Below are 19700 nucleotides of genomic sequence, written 5' to 3'. Positions count from 1 at the left end.
TATGGCGAATTTAAGTGAATTGCAAATCAGCCTCATCGCGATTGGCATTGTGGTGGTGTTGGGCGTTGTTTTTTTTAACTGGATGCAGCAACGTCATTACCGGCGGGGTGCGGAAAAGGCATTTGGCAGCAAGCATGAGGATGTGCTGCTGAGAACCGGGGTATCCGATGGAGAAGATGAAAGGATTGAACCGCAACTCGGCAAGGAGCCGTTGCATGAATCGTTTGACGAGCCGGATGCGGAGTCGGCCGGAATAACGGAACTTGCCCAGCCAACGCCCGGGTCCGCCCAGCCTGCGCCGGAATCCGCCCAGCCAACGCCGGAACCTGCGCCAGTAAAACCAGAAGGCGAGACGGTAAAGACGGAACGCTCCCCGGTAAGACCAGAAGCTTCTCATGTGAAGCCGGAACCCCGTTTCAGGCCCGCAATGCATATTACTCCCCTTGGGCCCGGGCCCGCGCCGGCCGGTCGCCGTATCGTTGATAGCGTCGCTGCTGCGGATGCGGTGGATTATGTAGTGGGCATTGATGGAGGAACATCGATCACGGATTCGAACCTGTCGGAGTTGTTGCAGCGAAAATTTGATTTTGGCAAGCCGGTACGGTGGCTGGGTCAGCAAGAGGCAGAAGCGTCCTGGGAAGAAATCACGGCGGAGAGTAGCAGTAAGGGAAGCTACATTAATTTGCGGGGTCATCTGCAACTCGCTGACCGTAACGGTCCCGTAAGTGAAGTAAGCTTGTCCGCGTTTCGCGACATGGCGGAAAATTTCGCCGCGCAGGTAAAAGCGGCTGCAAACTGTCCTGATATACCGCAAGCTTATGCACAGGCGCTATTCCTCGACGAATTCTGCACGCAAGTGGACGTCATGGTGGGCATTAATATCATCAGCAAGGATAACAGCGTATTTACGGGCGCAAAAATCCATGTCCTGGCAGAAACATCCGGTTTCAAACCGGGAGCCGATGGCTTGTTTCATTATCGGGATGAAAATAACGCCACTTTGTTTTCCTTCGGCAACTACGAAGCTTCCCCTTTTCTTCCCAACAAGATGCGGACGCTCATCACTCACGGCATTACCTTTCTGCTTGACGTGCCCAGGGTGGCGAACGGGGAAATTGTTTTCGGACAAATGATGTATCTCGCCGAGAATTTCACGGATGCGCTCGGGGGCGTCATGGTCGATGATAACCGCGCCCCCCTGAGTGACAGCGGCATTCGCAAGATCAGGCAACAACTCAGCGCGATCCAGTCCATGATGCTGGCGCGTGGTATTCCGGCAGGTGGAGAAACGGCCCTGAGGCTTTTTGCGTGAATGAACATTTGGACTGCGTCTCCCGTCGGTTGCAGGAGTTGCGCGACACGATAGAATTGCATAACACGCGTTATTATGAACTGGATGCGCCGACTATTCCCGATGCCGAGTTCGATAAGCTATTCCAGGAATTGGAGGAGCTCGAGCACCGCTATCCTGAACTCGTAACGCCTGATTCACCGACCCAGCGCATTGGCGCTCCGCCGCTTAAAGCGTTTTCTCAAATTGTTCATCGTACGCCCATGCTCTCCCTCGGCAACGCATTTTCAGAGGTTGAGGTGGAAGCATTCGACCGACGCGTACGCCAGTCTCTAAATCTCAGCAGCGTGGAATATGCGGTCGAGCCCAAGTTTGACGGGCTTGCCATAAGCCTCTGCTATGAAGATGGTATATTCTCGACGGGTGCAACCCGGGGCGATGGTTATGTGGGTGAGGATGTCACCCTGAATTTGCGAACCATTCGTTCCATTCCCCTAGCATTGAAAAGCAGTACAGGCACTGGACATGCTCCTTCCTTTCTCGAAGTGCGAGGCGAAGTGCTGATGTTGAAGACGGATTTCGAACAACTTAACCTGCAACAGCGCGAAAAAAAAGAAAGAACATTCATAAATCCCCGTAACGCGGCAGCAGGTTCGTTGCGTCAGCTTGATCCACGCATTACGGCAAGCCGCAGGCTCAGATTTTTTGCGCACGGGACGGGCATCTGTGAAGGTGGAAACATACCGCGCGATAAACACAGTCGAGTGCTTGACTATCTCTCGTCATTGGGTTTTCCGGTCATGCGCGAACGCAAGACTGTGGTCGGCGTGGCGGCGGTGCTGGAATATCACCATGAAATACGGGCGTTGCGCGAACAGTTGGCCTATGACATCGATGGCACTGTTTATAAGGTCAACGATCTAGCACAGCAGGAAAAACTCGGGTTTGTTTCGCGTGCCCCGCGATTTGCCCTTGCACATAAATTTCCGGCACAGGAAGCGATAACCGAATTGCTGGGAATCGATGTACAAGTGGGCAGAACTGGCGCCATGACTCCGGTCGCGCGGCTGAAACCCGTGTTCGTGGGGGGTGCGACGGTTACCAATGCGACGTTGCACAACGAGGATGAAATCAGGCGCAAGGATGTCATGATCGGCGACCAGGTAACAGTGCGGCGGGCGGGCGATGTGATTCCCGAAGTGGTAGCGGTACAAAAGGAGAACCGCTCGCCGCATGTAAAGTATTTCATGATGCCCGATCACTGCCCGGTATGCGGTTCAAAAGCCGTGCGCCTTCCAGGCGAAGCGCTGACGCGCTGCACCGGTGGACTGTTTTGTCCGGCGCAACGAAAGCAGGCGATTTTGCATTTTGCCTCGCGCCGCGCCATGAACATACATGGTCTGGGAGACAGGCTGGTAGAGCACCTGGTAGATAACGCGATCGTCAGGACGCCAGCCGATCTTTACAACTTGGGCATAGCTGCGCTTGCTGCCCTGGAGCGCATGGCGGAAAAATCCGCAGGCAATATCTTGAACGCCATCGAAAAAAGCAAGCACACCACGCTAGCCCGGTTCATTTATTCATTGGGCATCCGCAATGTGGGTGAAACCACCGCCAAAGATCTCGCCCGGTATTTTGGCAGCCTGGACCGGTTGATGGAAGCTGATATGGAAAGCCTGCGGCAGGTACCGGACATTGGCCCCGTCGTGGCAGAGAGCATTGCCGATTTTTTTGCCGAAAGGCACAATCGGGAAGTTATCGAGCAATTGCGCAGTAGCGGAATACAATGGAAAGAGGATGCAGGAGCGCAGCTAACCCGCGGTTCCGGTACCCGCTCGGGAGAGAATCAAGTTGCAGGCAAGATTTTTGTGCTGACCGGAGCCTTGCCGCACCTTGCCAGGGAAGACGCCAGGGAAAGAATTGAAGCGCGCGGGGGCAAAGTAACAGGAAGCGTCTCCAGAAAAACCGATTATGTTGTGGCCGGCGCGGACCCCGGCAGTAAATATGATAAGGCGCTCGAATTGGGGATAAGCATTCTCGACGAAGAAGGGCTGTTACAATTGTTGCAAGATTCACAGCCTGAATCAGGCCATATTTCATGAGGCGGGCTACATTTCCCTTACAAAAACCTATATGCCAAAAATAAGCAAAGCCGTTTTTCCAGTGGCAGGTATGGGCACCCGTTTTTTGCCCGCTACCAAGGCAAGTCCCAAGGAAATGATGCCGGTTGTGGATAAGCCGCTAATCCAGTACGCCGTCGAAGAGGCCATCGCGGCCGGAATAACAGAACTCATTTTCATTACGGGCCGCCATAAACGCGCGATCGAGGATCATTTCGATAAAGCCTATGAGATGGAGGCCGAACTGGAAGCGCGTGGCAAAAACGAAACGCTGGAAATGCTGCGAAGTATTCTGCCAAAACACATCTCTTGCATCTATATACGACAATCCGAAGCACTCGGATTAGGACATGCGATATTATGCGCGCGTCCCGCCGTAGGCAACGAGCCGTTCGCGGTGCTGCTGGCGGACGACTTGCTGGTGGGTGACGAGCCGATCATGGGACAGTTGTGCCGGGTATATGAGCAGAACGGTTGTTCGATATTGGCCGTACAAAATGTAGAGGCAGAAGATACGGTAAATTATGGGATCGTTAAATGCGGGCCGGGAATGAGCGGTCTGCATCCCATTACCGGTATCGTGGAAAAACCCGAACCGGAGAATGCGCCTTCAACACTGGGCGTGGTTGGCCGTTACATTCTGACTCCAAAAGTTTTCGAACATCTGGAAAAGGTCAAGCCCGGCGCGGGAGGTGAGATCCAGCTTACGGATGGGATCGGCTCGCTATTGCTGGAAGAGCGCGCCCTGGCGTATGAGTTTTCCGGAACCCGTTACGATTGTGGAAGCAAGATAGGCTACCTCAAGGCTACCATTGCGCTGGCGCTCGAGCATCCCGAAGTGGGGCGGGAGTTCGCCGAATATCTGGACGCCATAGGCTGCCATATTCCGTCCAGCCCTTCCAGTTCATGAGTCCGTTGTTTCCTTCACTGTTCTAGCCGGGATTTGCGCTAATGCTGTCCTCCGAAGAAGCAAGGAAAATTTTCGGCACGGCAGAGCAGATATTTTCTGCCGATGTGGTGTCGCAAACTGTCAAACGCATGGCGATCGATATCACCACGTTGCTGTCGCATCAGTACCCCCTGGTGTTGAGCATTATGGGAGGGGCAGTCGTATTTACCGGCCAATTGCTGCCCTTGCTGGAATTCCCCCTCAATTTCGATTATCTTCACGTCAGCCGCTACGATAACAAGACCCATGGTGGTAAGCTTAATTGGACAGTATTGCCACGTGAAAATGTGCAGAACAGGGTGGTACTGGTGCTGGACGATATTCTGGATGAAGGAATCACGCTTGCGGCGATCCGGGAACGGGTCATGAATCAGGGCGCGGCCGCATTCTATAGCGCCGTTTTTGCCGACAAGGATATTGGCAGGTCCAAGCCGATCCGTGCCGATTTTGTCGGTGTCGTGGTACCGGATCGTTATGTGTTTGGTTTCGGCATGGATGTGCGTGGCGCATGGCGCAATTTGCCTGCAATTTATGCCGTGAAAGAATAAGTGGAAGCCGTAATATATGTCCTTTCACCTATGCCGGGAGGTCATAGTATGGAATGCGAGAAAGGCTGCGCTCAGCGCCGCCATTGCTTTGGATCGAGTATCGACAGAATTTGTGATTTTTTGAGGCGGTTAGGCTCCCGCATTTTTCAATCCCGGTTTGATTCCTGAAAGATATGCTTGCAATCATTGGCGGTACCGGTATGGCCCAACTTGCCTGTCTTGAGATATCGCACCGGAAGATTATGACCACTCCCTATGGCGAGCCGTCCGGTCCGCTGACTTTCGGCAAAATCAATGACAACACTGTCGTGTTCCTGGCCCGTCACGGCTATGGCCACACCATTCCACCCCATCAGGTAAATTACCGCGCCAATCTGTGGGCCTTGCACTCACTGAATTTGTCGCGTGTGATATCGGTTGCTTCGGTTGGCGGCATTCGGGCGGATTTGACGCCCGGTACGGTTGCAATTCCTGACCAGATTATCGACTACACCCATGGCCGCAAGTATACTTACCATGACGTCATAGACAAGGCGGTCACGCACATAGATTTTACCGAACCTTATTGCCAGTTGACGCGCAAGCGACTTCTGGACGCAGCGGAACGCGCGAATGAGCGTGTGATCGATGGGGGTGTTTATGGCGCGACGCAGGGGCCGCGCCTGGAAACCGCTGCTGAAGTCAACCGGCTGGAGCGGGACGGAGTTGATATGATAGGCATGACCGGCATGCCGGAAGCAGCCCTGGCTAAAGAATTGGGGCTTTGCTATGGGACCATTGCCGTGGTGGCGAACCATGCTGCAGGCCGCAAGACGAGCGCGCATGCGATCAGCCTGGAAGACGCGCATGCCGTTCTGGAAAAAACGATGGTGGGCGTCAGGAACATTCTCGAGCGCGTGGTGGAGTTCGATGTCGATTAAACCGGTATTGAAAATGGGTGATCCGCGATTGCTGGAAGTGGCGCGGAGCGTAGAGAAATTCAACATCCCGGAGCTGGAGGCTCTGATTCGGGATATGCATGAAACCATGGAAGCGCTGGATGGTGCAGGATTGGCCGCGCCACAGATCGGGGTTGGCCTGCAAGTCGTCATTTTTGGGGTCAAGCGCAACCGGCGCTATCCCGATGCGGAGGAAGTTCCTTACACGGTCCTGATAAATCCCGTATTGACGCCCCTTACAGAAAACATGGAACAGGGTTGGGAAGGCTGCCTGAGCGTCCCCGGTATGCGTGCCATGGTTCCCCGCTTTGCCAGCGTGCGTTATCAAGGTTCGGATCAATATGGAAGACCCATCGATCGGAGGGTCGATGGGTTCCATGCCCGGGTTGTGCAACACGAGTGCGATCATTTGCAGGGCATCCTCTACCCCATGCGTGTTACCGATTTCCGGACATTCGGTTTTACCGACGTATTGTTTCCAGATCATGAGCCAATGGCAGAGTAAGCGGGAATTGACGCGGCGTCAGCATTTGACAGGGTAGAGCGTAGTTCTTTTGGCGAGGCAAGACCAGCGATGAGCAACAGTGCGAGCGTCGGAAAAAGCGCGGATGGGCTTCCCCGGCTCGCCTGCCTGACCTATGGCTCTTGCAGGGGTCACTTTCGATGCTTTGGAACTGACTCTTCTTATGCTTCGTCCGAGGTCAGCGGGAGCAGGCCAATTGCTGGGCCAGTAATTGCGCCAGATGACGTGCGCTTCGTTTTCCGCTCTCGACGATGATGTGCGCTGTCTCCTGATAAAGCGGATCGCGCTGGCCATATAGCTCAAGGAGTTTAGTGCGGGGATCCTGAGTCTGCAGCAACGGGCGGTTCTTGTCCTGCCGGGTGCGCCGCCAAAGATCATCGACCGTCGCCCTCAAGTAAATTACGGTACCGCTCTGCTTTAACATTTCGCGGTTTTGTGCACTCAGCACTGCTCCGCCTCCTGTGGCAAGAACAATATTTCTCGTTTTCACAAGCTCCGACAACATTTCTGTCTCACGCTTGCGGAAACCAGCTTCGCCCTCAATTTCAAAAATAAGGGGAATGCTGACGCCTGTTCTTTTTTGAATTTCCCGATCCGAATCATAAAATGTCTTTTTCAGGAAACCGGCCAAAAGCCGGCCGATGGTCGTTTTTCCGGCACCCATCATGCCCACCAGAAAGATATTCCCCCTTGCCTCATCCATCACAAGTTCATTCATGGCATTGTCGAACGCCACTATCGCATTTATTGCATTCATTCACGCGATTGTAGCTGAAAATGCAATCACCTACGTAAGAACAGTGACAGGGTTAGCGGCCGGGAAAAGCTCATCTTAAGGGATGCCGATATTGCTGGAGGACATCAAAACTTTTCAGAATATTACCCATCCGATCGCAACATTAGCCGGCTGGCCGCGACAGGATTGTAGTTTTCGCCAAGCTTTCGCTTTGATTGGCGCCGGAAGGGTAGTGGCTCAACCGTTCAAGCGGAATGTATTACTTCACTCCAGCTTGATGGGAGGTGCTTTGGAAAACTCCTCATGGTTCAGCCTTCCATCCCGATCAACGTCCAGGCTCCTGAAAGTCTGGCTCGGCATTTTCTGAGCCTCGGCTTCTTCCGCACTTATGTAATCGTCCTTGTTGGCGTCATACAATTCCCAAGGCGGCGATACCAGTTCAGGCGCATCCGCCTTTTGCCCTTTACTTGCTTCCGCATGAGCTGGTCCAACGATGCTGAAAATCGAGATTATCAGCAAGTGCACTTTCATGTTCTGTAATGCCGGTAAATATCTCACAGCACCTCCCTGACAGTAGGCACCTGCCGGTAATCGGTAAGACTGGCCCAAGCAGAACAAGCTTGGGGGCACGAAAAACAGTTTAAAACAAAAGGTAGATTATTATCAAAACAAACGCCGGCACGCCGAGAAGCCAGGCAATGAAATATTTACCCACGATGTCTCCTCCTTAAAGACCTGATGCAGGATTCAGCCGCTACCTGATCAGGTTGCTTCGGTTTGCAACTCAAACATTACGAACGGCGCTTACGCGACCCGAACGAACGTATCATCGAGGGCAAAACCTGGCGCATCATAAGTGCTCTCGCGCCGCTCCCGAGAATTCCCGCCGTGAGGGCAAGGCCGCCTTTTACTGCTCTGTTCAGCCGTCCGGGCGGCATCATCGACAAAGCTACAAGCAACCCCAGTGAAGTGGAATAGGGATGCCGCGATAAAAATTTGAACGTATGGCTGCGCGGGAATGCCCGGATATGATCAGGATCGCCAGCCGGATGTTCATCCTCAGGGATGAACACGGATCGATAGTACCTCCGGCTGGCTCTCATTCGCTCCAATAGGGCTTTTCTTTCGCCTTCGAGGGCAGTACTCATACCACGTCCTTCATTAGCTTTATATCCTGCTGCAATTCCTCGCGCACGGTATCGAAAGCTGAAACAGAATCGGCCCGGCTGGGGGCCGCGATATATGCGATAAACGCTGCAAGGGCATAAAAACCGGCCACGCCCCATGCGGAGATCACCCGATAGGGCGTATCCCAGCAGGTAACGATGATAGCCAGCCCCAGGAAAATCAGGCTCAAGACAGCAAGAAGCGCTACCATTACAAAACTGACTATCCGCTTCTTCAAATTCTGACCCTGAATCTCCGCTGATATCTTCAGCAACTCCGCGTATTCCCCAACACGTTCCAAAGCAATTGTTCCGATTTGTCTGGCTTTTCTGATGGTCTCAAACATGGCGATTTATCTCGACTTATGTGTTGGGGCCGGAAGCCGTTTAGCGGCGGGTCAGTAACAGGCCAATGACAAAGCCGGCCGCCGCGGCGTAACCAACCGACTGCAGCGGGTGTTCCCTTATGCACTCCTTTGAACACTCCACCCCGTAATCGAACTGTTCACGAGCATCGTGAGCAAGGTCTGTTGCTGCTTCCTTTGTGGATGCGATCTTTGCCATCAGTTTTTCCTTGGCTTCCTCCAGATCGATATCGGATAGGCTGGGAATGCGTGAAATCAGGTCGTCCAGATCGGCGCGGAGATTTGACAGTTCATCACTGGCGACTTCCCCCACGTGTTTCCCTGCTGATCGGGCTGCGTCGCCAACCCGATGAGCTGCAGCGCCCGCGCGTTGCGCCGTATTTTCTGCTGCATCTTTTGCATCGCCAATTTTATTCGTCGAAGTATCCTGTTCCATGTTGGCTCCTTATTTAATTATGGAAAAAATGCATAATCCGATGTGCGGCTTCTCGGTATGAAGCTGTATTATGGTGTATTAGTTGATGGGGATATGTACGTTGACACACATAATGAGGCGCTCATTGATATTGTCTCTTCCTGACTGCCGGGATGGAGCGGTTATCGCCGCATTTTCGACGTTTTTTTCATCGTGACCCGATGCAGTGACGCGCCTGCAAAAATACCGCAGCTTCAAATTGAGCGAATCGACATAAAAATGATATAATTTCGCGCTAATCCGGCTTGTTTCAGCTTACCTCTTTCCGTTCGTATCATTTGGATTACGTTTGGATCGGCCCCCATAAGCCGGCTTAAATTCGCACATCCGCCATTAAAAAGGGTGCTTCCGCAATTTTGCGGGAGCGGCTATGGCGGCTGGAGGCTCAACCCTTAGAGGAGAATTTCAATGTCAGTAACCATGCGGCAAATGCTGGAGGCGGGCGTCCATTTTGGGCATCAAACCCGTTTCTGGAATCCCAAGATGGCGCAGTATATTTTCGGTCATCGCAACAAGATACACATCATCAACCTCGAAAAAACTCTGGTGATGTATCAGGAGGCAATGAACTATGTGCGTCAGTTATCGGCCAACAAGGGCAATATCCTGTTCGTTGGAACAAAGCGTCAAGCGCGTGACATCGTACGCGAGGAAGCCCTCCGCTGCGGCGCCCCGTTCGTTGATCAACGCTGGCTCGGCGGTATGCTCACCAATTTCAAGACGATAAAGTTGTCCGTTAAACGCCTCCACGATATGGAAACGATGACCGAGGACGGGACGCTCGACAAGCTTTCCAAGAAGGAAGCGCTGGATATCCAGCGCGAACTGGAAAAACTCAACCGCAGCCTGGGTGGTATCAAGGATATGAAAGGCCTTCCCGACGCCATGTTCGTGATTGATGTCGGTTACCAGAAAGGCGCAATTACCGAGGCAAAGAAACTTGGCATTCCGATAGTAGGGGTGGTAGATACCAACCACAGCCCTGAAGGTCTGGACTATGTCATCCCCGGCAATGACGATTCCAGTCAGGCGATACGCTTATATGCGCGCGGCGTCGCCGATGCGATCCTGGAGGGGCGTAACCAGGCTGTCCAGGATATCGTCAAGAACGAGTTTGCGGAGATGGATGAGGCAGTAGCCGCGGAATAAGGTCAGGTTGGCCATGGGGAACCATGGCGGGGTGCTTCCGCAGAGCAGCGTCAGCCGCGTGATATGATCACGCGGCTTTTTAACAAAATATATGGAGTGAATATGGCGGATATCACCGCACAAAGGGTTAAGGAATTGCGCGACATGACCGGACTGGGCATGATGGAATGCAAGAAAGCGTTGACCGAAACCGGCGGGGACATCAAGGCAGCGGAGGACCTGCTGCGTATCAAGAGTGGCGCCAAGGCGAGCAAGGCGGCGGGGCGTGTCGCGTCGGAAGGGATGGTGGCTGCGTATATTGCGCGTGATGGAAAGAGTGGCGCGCTGGTGGAAGTCAATTGCGAAACCGATTTTGTCGCAAGGAACGAAGACTTCATCAAATTTAGCCGGGATCTCGCGCAGTTGGTGGCGACACAGGGCGTGACGGATATCGAAGCATTGGCGAGCGCCGAACTGCCGGGTGGAGAAAGCGTGGAGGAGTTCCGGAAGGCGCTGGTCATGAAGCTGGGTGAGAATATCAGCGTGCGCCGTTTCGCCCGTCATACGACGGAGGGGCGCCTGGCGTCATATCTTCATGGCGCCAAAATCGGCGTAATGGTCGATTACACAGGCGGCGACGATATGCTGGGCAAGGACTTGGCCATGCATATTGCGGCCAGCAAACCGCTTTGCGTGTCAAGCGAGCAGGTGTCGCCCGAGTTGCTCGCGCGTGAACGGCAGATATATACGGCCCAGGCGACAGAAAGCGGCAAGCCCGCCGATATCGTTGCAAGAATGGTTGATGGACGGATTGCCAAATACCTTGCAGAAGTGACGCTCCTCGGTCAACCATTCGTCAAGAATCCGGACGAGACCGTGGAAAAGCTGCTTGTGTCAAAGTCTGCCAAGGTCAATGCGTTTACCTTGTTCGTTGTTGGAGAGGGGATCGAAAAGAAAACTGGCGATTTTGCTGCTGAAGTAATGGCGCAGGTGAACCAGGCGAAAGAAGACAAAACACCGCAGGCAAATTAGAATCATTCATGACGACCGCCGCTTATAAGCGTATTCTCCTGAAGCTCTCCGGCGAGGCTCTCATGGGTGATGACAGCTACGGCATAAATCGCGTGGTAATGGAGAGAATCGTTGCTGAAATCGCCGAGGTGAGCCGGTTGGGGGTTCAAGTGGCGGTAGTGATAGGCGGCGGCAACATTTTTCGGGGCATGACGTCCGCTGAAGATGGGATGGACCGCGCAACCGCGGATTATATGGGAATGCTGGCGACCGTCATGAATGCCCTGGCGCTGCAGGACGCCATGCGCCGCGGGGGATTGGTGAGCCGGGTGCAGTCGGCGTTGCGCGTTGATCAGGTAGTGGAACCTTACATTCGCGGTAAGGCAATACGTTATCTGGAGGAGGGTAAGGTAGTGATTTTCGCCGCCGGCACCGGCAATCCCTTTTTCACTACCGATACGGCCGCTGCATTGCGTGGAAGGGAGATGAACGTGGATATCGTACTCAAGGCCACCAAGGTGGATGGGGTATATTCGACGGATCCCAAGAAGAACCCCGGTGCCATACGCTACGAGAAGCTGTCATTCGACGCGGCCATTGCCCAGAATCTCAAGGTTATGGATGCTACGGCCCTGACACTTTGCCGCGACCACAAGCTACTGCTCAACGTGTTCAGTATCTTCAAGCCCGGCGCACTAAGACGGGTAGTGCTGGGCGAGAATGAAGGTACGCTGGTACAAGTTTGAATTGTTCGCCATTCTGAAGAAAATATCATGATCGCCGACATAAAAAAATCCGCTGAACAAAAGATGCAGAAAAGCCTGGAGGCACTGAAGCTGGATCTGGGCAAGGTACGGACCGGCCGCGCTCACACGGGTTTGCTGGATCACATTACAGTCGACTATTATGGTGCGCCCACACTCATCAGTCAGGTGGCAAGCGTCAACCTGGCGGATGCGCGTACCATTACCGTTGCGCCCTGGGAAAAAAAGATGCTGAGCGCGATCGAGAAAGCTATCCGTAGTTCCGACCTGGGCCTGAACCCTGTCACTGTAGGTGAGTTGATTCGCATACCGATGCCGGCCCTTACCGAGGAGCGTCGCCGTGACCTTACCAAGATCGTAAAGCATGAGGGTGAAAACGCACGGGTGGCGATGCGAAATATCCGCCGTGATGCAAATACCCAGCTGAAGGATTTGCTCAAGGAAAAAAAGATCGCCGAGGATGAGGAACGCCGCGGACAGGATGAGATCCAGAAACTTACCGACCGCCATATCGCGGAAATCGACAAGCTCCTGCAAATCAAGGAAGCCGAGCTGATGGCGATCTGAGGCGGCAAACCATAAGGCCACGCCATGACATTGCGGGGCAGGCAATTGATTTAAACATTGCCGGATTTTTAGAAGTCACCTTAACTCAATAGTTCTCCATGTCTGTCATCTCCAGTTCAACACGGGAAATACCTGAAACGGGCATGATCCCGCAGCATATTGCGATCATCATGGATGGCAATGGGCGCTGGGCGAAAAACCGCTTCATGCCGCGGATGGCCGGGCATAAACGTGGTGTGGAGACAGTACGTACCGCAATCAAGGCTTGCATCGAGCGCGGCGTGGAATACCTCACCTTGTTTGCTTTCAGCAGCGAGAATTGGCGCCGGCCAACGGATGAAGTCGCATTCCTGATGCAGCTTTTCATCAACGTGCTGGAGCAGGAGGTTACCAAGCTGCATGAGAACGGCATTTGCTTCAAGGTAATTGGGGATCTATCGAAATTCGATTCGAAAATAGTCGAGTTCATTCGCAATGGCGAGGCGCTTACAGCGGCAAATACCCGCTTCACGCTTACCATCGCAGCCAATTACGGAGGACGCTGGGATATCATGCAGGCGGTTCGCAAAATGCTGGAGCAACATCCGCAATTAGCGAACTGTTTTGACGAGAGCGACCTGATGCCGCATTTTGCCTTGAACTACGCGCCGGAACCCGATCTGTTTATCCGTACCGGCGGTGAAAAGCGCATCAGCAACTTTTTATTGTGGCAACTGGCATACACCGAACTGTATTTCACCGATACGCTCTGGCCGGATTTCGATGCTCGTGCACTGGATCTTGCCATTCAGTCCTATCAACAACGCGAGCGCCGGTTTGGGCGCACCAGCGAGCAGATTCAAGCGAGATCATCTGCTCATGGAGGAAGAGAGGTTGCCGTAAAAAAAACGGCGTAGCCTCTGCGCCTCTCCAATCTGGGTTGCTTCTTTCCTACGTTACCAGTCATGCTCAGGGCCCGGATTTTTACCGCCGTCATCATGCTATTCGTATTTTTGGCGGCATTATTTTACCTGTCATCCATTTTCTGGATGGTGTTGCTGCTTGCCTTGACCGCCACAGGCATATGGGAATGGAGCAGGCTTGCAAAATTTTCTCTGACTGGCTCCATCGCTTATCTTTTATTCACGGTGATTCTGACCGGAGAACTGTTGTTCGTGCTGAACGATATGGTTCTGGCTGATCCGCATACCATGTCTTTTTTCTGGTTTTACATGGCGTCGGCAGCGTTCTGGGCTCTATTCGTTCCATTCTTTCTGACGTCCAAACGTCGGATCAAGAACCCCCCCGCACTGGCGCTGGCTGGCTGGCTGCTGCTGTTGCCTACCTGTTTGGCTTTATACCAGTTACGCGCCATCGATCCATTCCTCCTGCTCGGGTTCATGTCCGCCGTCTGGATATCCGATACCGCTGCCTATTTTAGCGGCCGTGCTTGGGGAAAACATAAGCTCGCGCCGGGAATCAGCCCGGGAAAAACGTGGGAAGGCGTCGTGGGAGCGCTGGCGGCGGTTTTTATTTATGCACTCATTTGGAATTACAGCACCGAAGATGAATCTCGCATCAAGTTGCTGATACCACTATTGGTGCTTCTTGCCGGCATGGGGATTATCGGGGATTTGTTCGAGTCGCTGATGAAGCGACATGCGGGAGTCAAGGATAGCGGGAATATTTTGCCCGGCCACGGTGGTATACTTGACCGTATTGATGCACTGACTTCAACCCTGCCCATCGCCATTTTGTCACTCCTACTGTTACAGACTTGATTATGATAGCTGTTCGTCATCTCACCATACTGGGCTCTACCGGCAGTATCGGTGTAAGTACGCTGGATGTGGTTGCTCGTCATCCTGACCGGTTTCGCGTCGTCGCGCTGACGGCCAATAAGGGCGTCAAAAAAATTCTGGAGCAATGCCGCCGCTTCGAGCCGCGTTATGCGGTGTTACTTGACGAAGCAAGCGCTGAATGGCTGCGGGTGGAAGTTCGCGCAGCGGGGCTCGCAACCGAAGTGCTGTCAGGTGTCGAGTCGCTGGAAAAAGTGGCGTCGCTAGAAGATGTCGATACGGTAATGGCGGCTATCGTTGGCGCCGCCGGCATACGCCCTACCTTTGCGGCCGCTCGTGCGGGCAAGCAGGTGCTGCTCGCCAATAAGGAAACCATGGTCATGGCCGGGCGTATTTTCATGGATGTCGTCAAGGAAAATCATGCCACTCTGCTCCCGATCGACAGCGAACATAACGCGATCTTTCAATCACTGCCGCACCATTTCAACGGCGACCTCGGCGCGGTGGGAGTGCGGCGCATCCTGTTGACCGCGTCAGGCGGGCCATTCCGCCAATTACCCCTGAGTTCGCTGGAACACGTGACGCCGGGACAGGCTTGCGCACATCCCAACTGGGTAATGGGGCAAAAAATCTCCGTCGATTCCGCCACCATGATGAACAAGGGTTTGGAAGTCATTGAAGCGCACTGGCTGTTTGAAGCTCCACCGGAGCAAATCCAGGTGGTGATCCATCCACAAAGCATAATACATTCAATGGTCGAGTATGTGGATGGCTCGGTGCTGGCGCAACTTGGCAATCCCGACATGCGTACCCCCATTGCGCATGCCCTGGGTTTCCCGGAGCGCATTGAAACGGGCGTTGCGCCTCTGGATATGTTCAAAGTGGCAAGGCTGGATTTCGAGGCGCCTGACTTCAGGCGCTTTCCATGTTTGAGGCTTGCCTATCAGGCGCTGGCAACGGGGGGAAGCGCTCCCGCAATACTCAATGCCGCCAACGAAGTCGCTGTAGAGTCTTTCCTCAAGTGCCAAATGCCTTTTACCGCAATCCCGGCCATGATTGAAGAAGTCATGCAGACGGTCGGCCGCAAGGATATCGCAACACTTAATGATGTGCTGGCCGCAGACAGCTTGGCGCGTGAAGCCGCTCGGGAGTGGCTGACGTGCCTGGCATGAAACGCCGGGAATATTGGCCTTCGGAATGGGCCACGCAACACGGGGTTATCCATTCTTACGGACGAAAATTCCTCGTTACGCGTATCGAGCAGGACATAAGCCCACGCCCGAACTTGAAAACCTGATAGCTGGAGTTCCCATCCCAATATGTCACTGGGGCGCCGCGATAGTATGGAACTTCGCCATGGTTCGCCTCCTGCACAACACCCTTAACAAAACCAGGGGCGAAAGGTGAGCCAGCAGCGTGTATCCGGCATTTCCGCCCACTCCAGTCAGTCTGGCCGATTCGCCAAAAGGAAAGCCATTTCAGGTATAAGTGGGCTTACTCGTGCAGCATTCGGCGCCGGCAGGATCATTCATTCCCGGTATGGCGGCTTCCATCCCGTTTTTCTGAGGACGGAAAACTATTTCTTCCAGCTATTGCCTCCGCTTGAGGCGCTTCCCTTCGTAGTTTCTCCCTTTACCTTTTCTCTGCGCTGCAGAGGCGGGCGCCCGATCGTATGACATTTTTATCTACCATTATTGCTTTCGTTGCCGCCTTGGGGTTGCTGATCGTATTTCATGAATTCGGCCATTTTCTGGTGGCGCGCTGGTGTGGGGTAAAGGTGCTGCGCTTTTCGATCGGCTTCGGCCAGCCTTTGTTGCGAAAGCGCTGGGGAAAGGATCAAACGGAATGGGTGATCGCTGCCTTTCCTCTCGGCGGCTACGTAAAGATGCTCGACGAGCGCGAGGGCAGTGTAGCACCCGAGGAGCTATCGCGTTCATTCAACCGCAAACCCGTTGCACGCCGGTTCGCCATCGTCGCTGCAGGCCCGATCGCCAATTTTCTGCTGGCAATCGTGCTTTACTGGCTGCTATTCATACTTGGCGTTACTACGATGAAACCGGTCGTGGGGACCGCAGTTCCTGCAACGGCGGCTGCGTTCGCGGGTTTCGAGAGGGGCGATACCATCACAAGAATTGATAACGAACCCGTCGCCACCTGGCAGGATGCCCGCTGGCTGCTGTTGTCGCACGCGGTGGAAAGATCACCCGCGGTGGCGGTGGAAACCGTGGATGCGAGCGGACTAACCACTCTGCGGAAAATGGATTTAAGTGGCGTCAGCGCAGATGATCTGGACGGAGATTTCCTGAAGAAGATCGGCTTGACCACTTTTCAGCCGGCAGTGAAACCCGTCATTTCGAGCGTGGCGCCCGACAGCTCGGGTAGTCGCGCCGGCTTGCTGACGGGTGATGAAATTCTGACAGTAAACGGTAGCAAAATCGCACTTTGGGAAGATCTTGTAGAAAAGATAAGAACCAGTCCGGGAACGCGGCTCATGCTGGAAGTCCGCCGTGCCGGCCAGGTCATGGGCGTAGAAGTGATTCCCGATACCGTTTCCGAAGGCGGAAAAAAAATCGGCAAAATCGGAATTGGACCGCAAATCGATCATGATGAACTGGAAAAACTTTTGGTGGAAGTCAGTTACCCGGCTGGCACAGCCATAGTCAAGGCAATAGGCAAGACCTGGGAAACATCAGTATTCACATTGAAAATGCTGGGGAAAATGGTAGTGGGGGAAGTGTCGTGGAAGAATGTGAGCGGACCTATTACAATCGCCGATTACGCGGGAAAGTCGGCTCAAATGGGCCTTTCACCTTACCTTGGCTTTCTCGCGCTCATCAGCATCAGTTTGGGCGTCCTCAACCTGTTACCTATTCCCGTACTGGATGGAGGGCATTTAATGTATTATGTAATCGAGATCCTCAGGGGCAGGCCGCTATCCCCCGAAGCCATCGAAACGGGGCAACGGGTGGGGATGATGCTCTTGTTTGCCCTGATGGCTTTTGCCATATACAACGATATCAGCCGGTTTATCCCCAGTTAAAGTATGAAAGTCAAGCATCTCGTCGCGCTTGTTTCTGTCTTTTGCGCTTCGGTTTCATGGGCGCGCGAGCCATTCGTAGTCAAGGACATTCGGGTTGAAGGCATACAACGGACCGAGGCGGGGACAGTATTCAGTTATTTGCCCGTGAAGGTCGGCGACACGCTCGACGATGAAAAGGCCGCAGCCGCCATCAAGGTGCTTTATGCCACCGGTTTTTTCAAGGACGTGCGGCTGGAGTCGGAAGACGGAGTGCTGATCGTAGTGGTGGAGGAACGTCCCGCCATTGCGCAAATCAACATTATTGGCGCCAAGGAATTCGAGAAGGATAAATTGAAAGAAGGCCTGAAACAGGCGGGTTTGGCGGAGTCGCGCATCTTTGATCGCTCCACGCTGGAAAAAGCCGAACAGGAGTTGAAGCAGCAGTACATCAGCCGTGGCAAATACGCGGTAAAAATCACCACTACCACCACGCCACTCGACCGTAATCGCGTGGGAATCACTTTTCACGTGGATGAAGGCAAGACCGCCAAGATTCGCAAGATCAACATCGTCGGTAATAAGGCGTTCAAGGAAAAGGAACTGCTGAGCACTTTCTCACTGAGAACACCTGGCTTGCTTACCTGGTTCACGAAAGAGGATCAGTATTCAAAGCAGAAGCTTTCCGGCGATCTTGAGTCACTGCGGTCGTATTATCTCAATCGTGGTTACCTCGAATTCAGCATTGAATCCACTCAGGTGTCCATTACCCCGGACATGCAGGATATTTATATCACCGTAAATATCGCCGAGGGACCGGAGTACAAGGTTTCCGAAATAAAACTTGCCGGCGAAATGCTGGTGCCGGAAGATGAATTGCGCTCACTTATAAAGCTTGCCCCCGGCGAAGTGTTTTCCCGCGAGCGCCTGACCGAATCAGTCAAGCTCATTACCGACCGCCTGGGCGATGACGGCTATGCGTTTGCCAACGTCAATGCCTCCCCGCAACTGGACAAGGAGAAGCAGCAGGTAGCATTTACCTTTTTTGTAGACCCGGGACGGCGGGTATATGTAAGACGTATCAACATAACAGGCAACAGCCGAACCCGGGACGAAGTAATACGCAGGGAAATGCGTCAATTCGAAGGGAGCTGGTATTCGACCAGCAAAATCAATCGCTCCAAGGTGCGGGTGGACAGATTGAATTACTTTACCGCTGTCAATCTTGAAACGCCGGCGGTCCCGGGGACTACCGATCAGGTTGACGTAAACGTAGAGGTTAAGGAAAAGCCCACCGGCGCGGTGATGTTCGGAGCCGGGTATTCCAACATGGAAGGGCTGATACTCAGCGGCTCCATTGCCCAGGACAACATATTCGGTACCGGCAAGCTGGTCAATCTCATGATAAACACCGGTCGCGTCAACAAGACATACTCGCTATCCTATACCGATCCTTATTTTACCCGCGACGGTGTAACCGCCGGTTTCGATCTTTATAAGCGCGTTCTCAACACAAGCACGCTGTCTTCAGTCATGAACTTCAATACCGATACCACAGGCGCTGGAATCCGGGCAGGCATTCCGCTCAACGAGAATGACAGTATCATGACCGGCCTGGGGATAGAAAATACGGTGATCGATCTAGGCCCCAACAGTCCGCAGCGCAACATTGATTTTGTGGAAAAGTTCGGCCGAAGCACCATAAACATACCGGTAACCGTCAGCTGGCGGCGTGATGGACGCGATAGCGCTATATGGACGACATCAGGCACCACGCAACGGGTATTTGCCGAGGCAGGCCTGCCGGGCGGAGACCTCACTTATTACAAAGTGAATTACGATCTCAAATGGTATTATCCCATCTCTGAGCTATTTACCCTTCTGCTGCATGGGGACGTAGGTTACGGCGACGGTTACGCCGGGAAAGATCTCCCCTTCTTCAAGAATTTCTTTGCGGGTGGCAATACTTCGGTTCGCGGCTACAATATCAGTTCCCTGGGTCCACGCGACGCGAACAATAGAGCGCTGGGGGGTAACACCCGAGTAGTAGGAAATGCGGAGATAATGTTTCCAATGCCGGGCATGAGAAATGACCGCACAGTACGCCTGAGTGCTTTTATCGATGGCGGCACGGTCTATGGTAGCGGCGGGGTCAGACCGGAGCAGGAAGGCCTGCGCTATTCCGCGGGTATTGCGGTTATGTGGATTTCACCGATGGGCCCCCTTAAAGTCAGCGTCGCGCAGCCGATTAACAATCAACCGGGTGATAACTTGCAGCGATTCCAGTTTCAATTTGGACAACAGTTCTAAATTAAATAAAATTTG

The 19700-nt window shown here is 53.5% G+C and carries 20 protein-coding genes; 15 read left to right on the top strand and 5 right to left on the bottom strand.

Annotated elements, in window-relative coordinates:
• Position 1 precedes the first annotated feature (1 nt).
• The 6 genes from BMZ14_RS05955 (at position 2) to def (ending at position 6351) form a co-directional block, all read left to right on the top strand.
• Complete coding sequence (locus BMZ14_RS05955; protein ID WP_074795802.1) at positions 2 to 1312, top strand: cell division protein ZipA C-terminal FtsZ-binding domain-containing protein; 1311 nt, start codon at positions 2 to 4, stop codon at positions 1310 to 1312.
• Entirely contained in the window at positions 1309 to 3393 is a 2085-nt protein-coding gene (gene ligA, locus BMZ14_RS05950; RefSeq protein WP_074795800.1) for an NAD-dependent DNA ligase LigA, read from the top strand. The genes BMZ14_RS05955 and ligA overlap by 4 nt, the downstream gene beginning before the upstream one ends.
• Before the next feature lie 31 nt (positions 3394 to 3424).
• Complete coding sequence (gene galU / locus BMZ14_RS05945) at positions 3425 to 4321, top strand: UTP--glucose-1-phosphate uridylyltransferase GalU (protein WP_074795798.1); 897 nt, start codon at positions 3425 to 3427, stop codon at positions 4319 to 4321.
• Between the two features lie 41 nt (positions 4322 to 4362).
• A complete protein-coding gene (locus tag BMZ14_RS05940; protein ID WP_074795796.1) occupies positions 4363 to 4908 on the top strand; it encodes a hypoxanthine-guanine phosphoribosyltransferase in 546 nt (181 codons plus the stop codon).
• A 173-nt stretch (positions 4909 to 5081) separates the two neighbouring features.
• Positions 5082 to 5828: an S-methyl-5'-thioinosine phosphorylase gene (locus BMZ14_RS05935; RefSeq protein WP_074795794.1), complete on the top strand. Its 747-nt coding sequence runs from the start codon at positions 5082 to 5084 to the stop codon at positions 5826 to 5828.
• Positions 5818 to 6351 (top strand): peptide deformylase, encoded by a 534-nt coding sequence (gene def, locus BMZ14_RS05930; protein WP_074795792.1) that lies wholly within the window; start codon positions 5818 to 5820, stop codon positions 6349 to 6351. Before BMZ14_RS05935 ends, def begins: the two co-directional genes overlap by 11 nt.
• Before the next feature lie 196 nt (positions 6352 to 6547).
• Here the strand turns inward: def and BMZ14_RS05925 are convergent, their stop codons facing one another.
• The 5 genes from BMZ14_RS05925 to BMZ14_RS05905 all read right to left on the bottom strand — a co-directional run bounded on the left by BMZ14_RS05925 (position 6548) and on the right by BMZ14_RS05905 (position 9072).
• Positions 6548 to 7087, bottom strand: a complete 540-nt coding sequence (locus BMZ14_RS05925; protein WP_256208477.1) for a shikimate kinase — start codon at positions 7085 to 7087, stop codon at positions 6548 to 6550.
• Between the two features lie 282 nt (positions 7088 to 7369).
• On the bottom strand, positions 7370 to 7636 hold the full coding sequence (locus BMZ14_RS05920; protein WP_074795790.1) for an EF-hand domain-containing protein: 267 nt from the start codon (positions 7634 to 7636) through the stop codon (positions 7370 to 7372).
• A 260-nt stretch (positions 7637 to 7896) separates the two neighbouring features.
• On the bottom strand, positions 7897 to 8208 hold the full coding sequence (locus BMZ14_RS05915) for a hypothetical protein (protein ID WP_256208438.1): 312 nt from the start codon (positions 8206 to 8208) through the stop codon (positions 7897 to 7899).
• A gap of 41 nt (positions 8209 to 8249) precedes the next feature.
• Positions 8250 to 8618, bottom strand: coding sequence for a phage holin family protein (locus tag BMZ14_RS05910; protein ID WP_074795786.1), 369 nt, complete (start codon positions 8616 to 8618; stop codon positions 8250 to 8252).
• Between the two features lie 40 nt (positions 8619 to 8658).
• Positions 8659 to 9072, bottom strand: a complete 414-nt coding sequence (locus BMZ14_RS05905; protein WP_074795784.1) for an ElaB/YgaM/YqjD family protein — start codon at positions 9070 to 9072, stop codon at positions 8659 to 8661.
• Between the two features lie 447 nt (positions 9073 to 9519).
• On the opposite strand from BMZ14_RS05905, the gene rpsB reads away from it, so the two are divergent.
• The 9 genes from rpsB to bamA all read left to right on the top strand — a co-directional run bounded on the left by rpsB (position 9520) and on the right by bamA (position 19685).
• Positions 9520 to 10260 carry a 30S ribosomal protein S2 gene (gene rpsB, locus BMZ14_RS05900; RefSeq protein ID WP_074795782.1) on the top strand — a complete coding sequence of 247 codons (741 nt, stop codon included), beginning with the start codon at positions 9520 to 9522 and terminating at the stop codon, positions 10258 to 10260.
• Positions 10261 to 10362: 102 nt separating this feature from the next.
• Entirely contained in the window at positions 10363 to 11271 is a 909-nt protein-coding gene (gene tsf / locus BMZ14_RS05895) for a translation elongation factor Ts (protein WP_074796484.1), read from the top strand.
• An 8-nt stretch (positions 11272 to 11279) separates the two neighbouring features.
• Positions 11280 to 11996 carry a UMP kinase gene (gene pyrH, locus BMZ14_RS05890; RefSeq protein WP_074795780.1) on the top strand — a complete coding sequence of 239 codons (717 nt, stop codon included), beginning with the start codon at positions 11280 to 11282 and terminating at the stop codon, positions 11994 to 11996.
• A 27-nt stretch (positions 11997 to 12023) separates the two neighbouring features.
• The gene (gene frr, locus BMZ14_RS05885; protein WP_074795778.1) at positions 12024 to 12581 is read left to right on the top strand and encodes a ribosome recycling factor; all 558 of its coding nucleotides are present in this window, start codon (positions 12024 to 12026) and stop codon (positions 12579 to 12581) included.
• 98 nt (positions 12582 to 12679) lie between these two features.
• On the top strand, positions 12680 to 13477 hold the full coding sequence (uppS, locus tag BMZ14_RS05880) for a polyprenyl diphosphate synthase (protein ID WP_074795776.1): 798 nt from the start codon (positions 12680 to 12682) through the stop codon (positions 13475 to 13477).
• Positions 13478 to 13525: 48 nt separating this feature from the next.
• Entirely contained in the window at positions 13526 to 14341 is an 816-nt protein-coding gene (locus tag BMZ14_RS05875; protein ID WP_074795774.1) for a phosphatidate cytidylyltransferase, read from the top strand.
• A 2-nt stretch (positions 14342 to 14343) separates the two neighbouring features.
• Complete coding sequence (gene ispC / locus BMZ14_RS05870) at positions 14344 to 15531, top strand: 1-deoxy-D-xylulose-5-phosphate reductoisomerase (protein WP_074795772.1); 1188 nt, start codon at positions 14344 to 14346, stop codon at positions 15529 to 15531.
• Between the two features lie 500 nt (positions 15532 to 16031).
• The gene (rseP, locus tag BMZ14_RS05860; protein ID WP_074795768.1) at positions 16032 to 17399 is read left to right on the top strand and encodes an RIP metalloprotease RseP; all 1368 of its coding nucleotides are present in this window, start codon (positions 16032 to 16034) and stop codon (positions 17397 to 17399) included.
• A 3-nt stretch (positions 17400 to 17402) separates the two neighbouring features.
• Positions 17403 to 19685 (top strand): outer membrane protein assembly factor BamA, encoded by a 2283-nt coding sequence (gene bamA, locus BMZ14_RS05855; protein WP_074795766.1) that lies wholly within the window; start codon positions 17403 to 17405, stop codon positions 19683 to 19685.
• Positions 19686 to 19700 lie beyond the last annotated feature (15 nt).

The organism is Nitrosospira briensis (assembly GCF_900115125.1).
Taxonomy (GTDB): domain Bacteria; phylum Pseudomonadota; class Gammaproteobacteria; order Burkholderiales; family Nitrosomonadaceae; genus Nitrosospira; species Nitrosospira briensis_A.
Note: the sequence above shows the minus strand (reverse complement) of the source record. Positions and strands in the feature narration are given on the sequence as shown.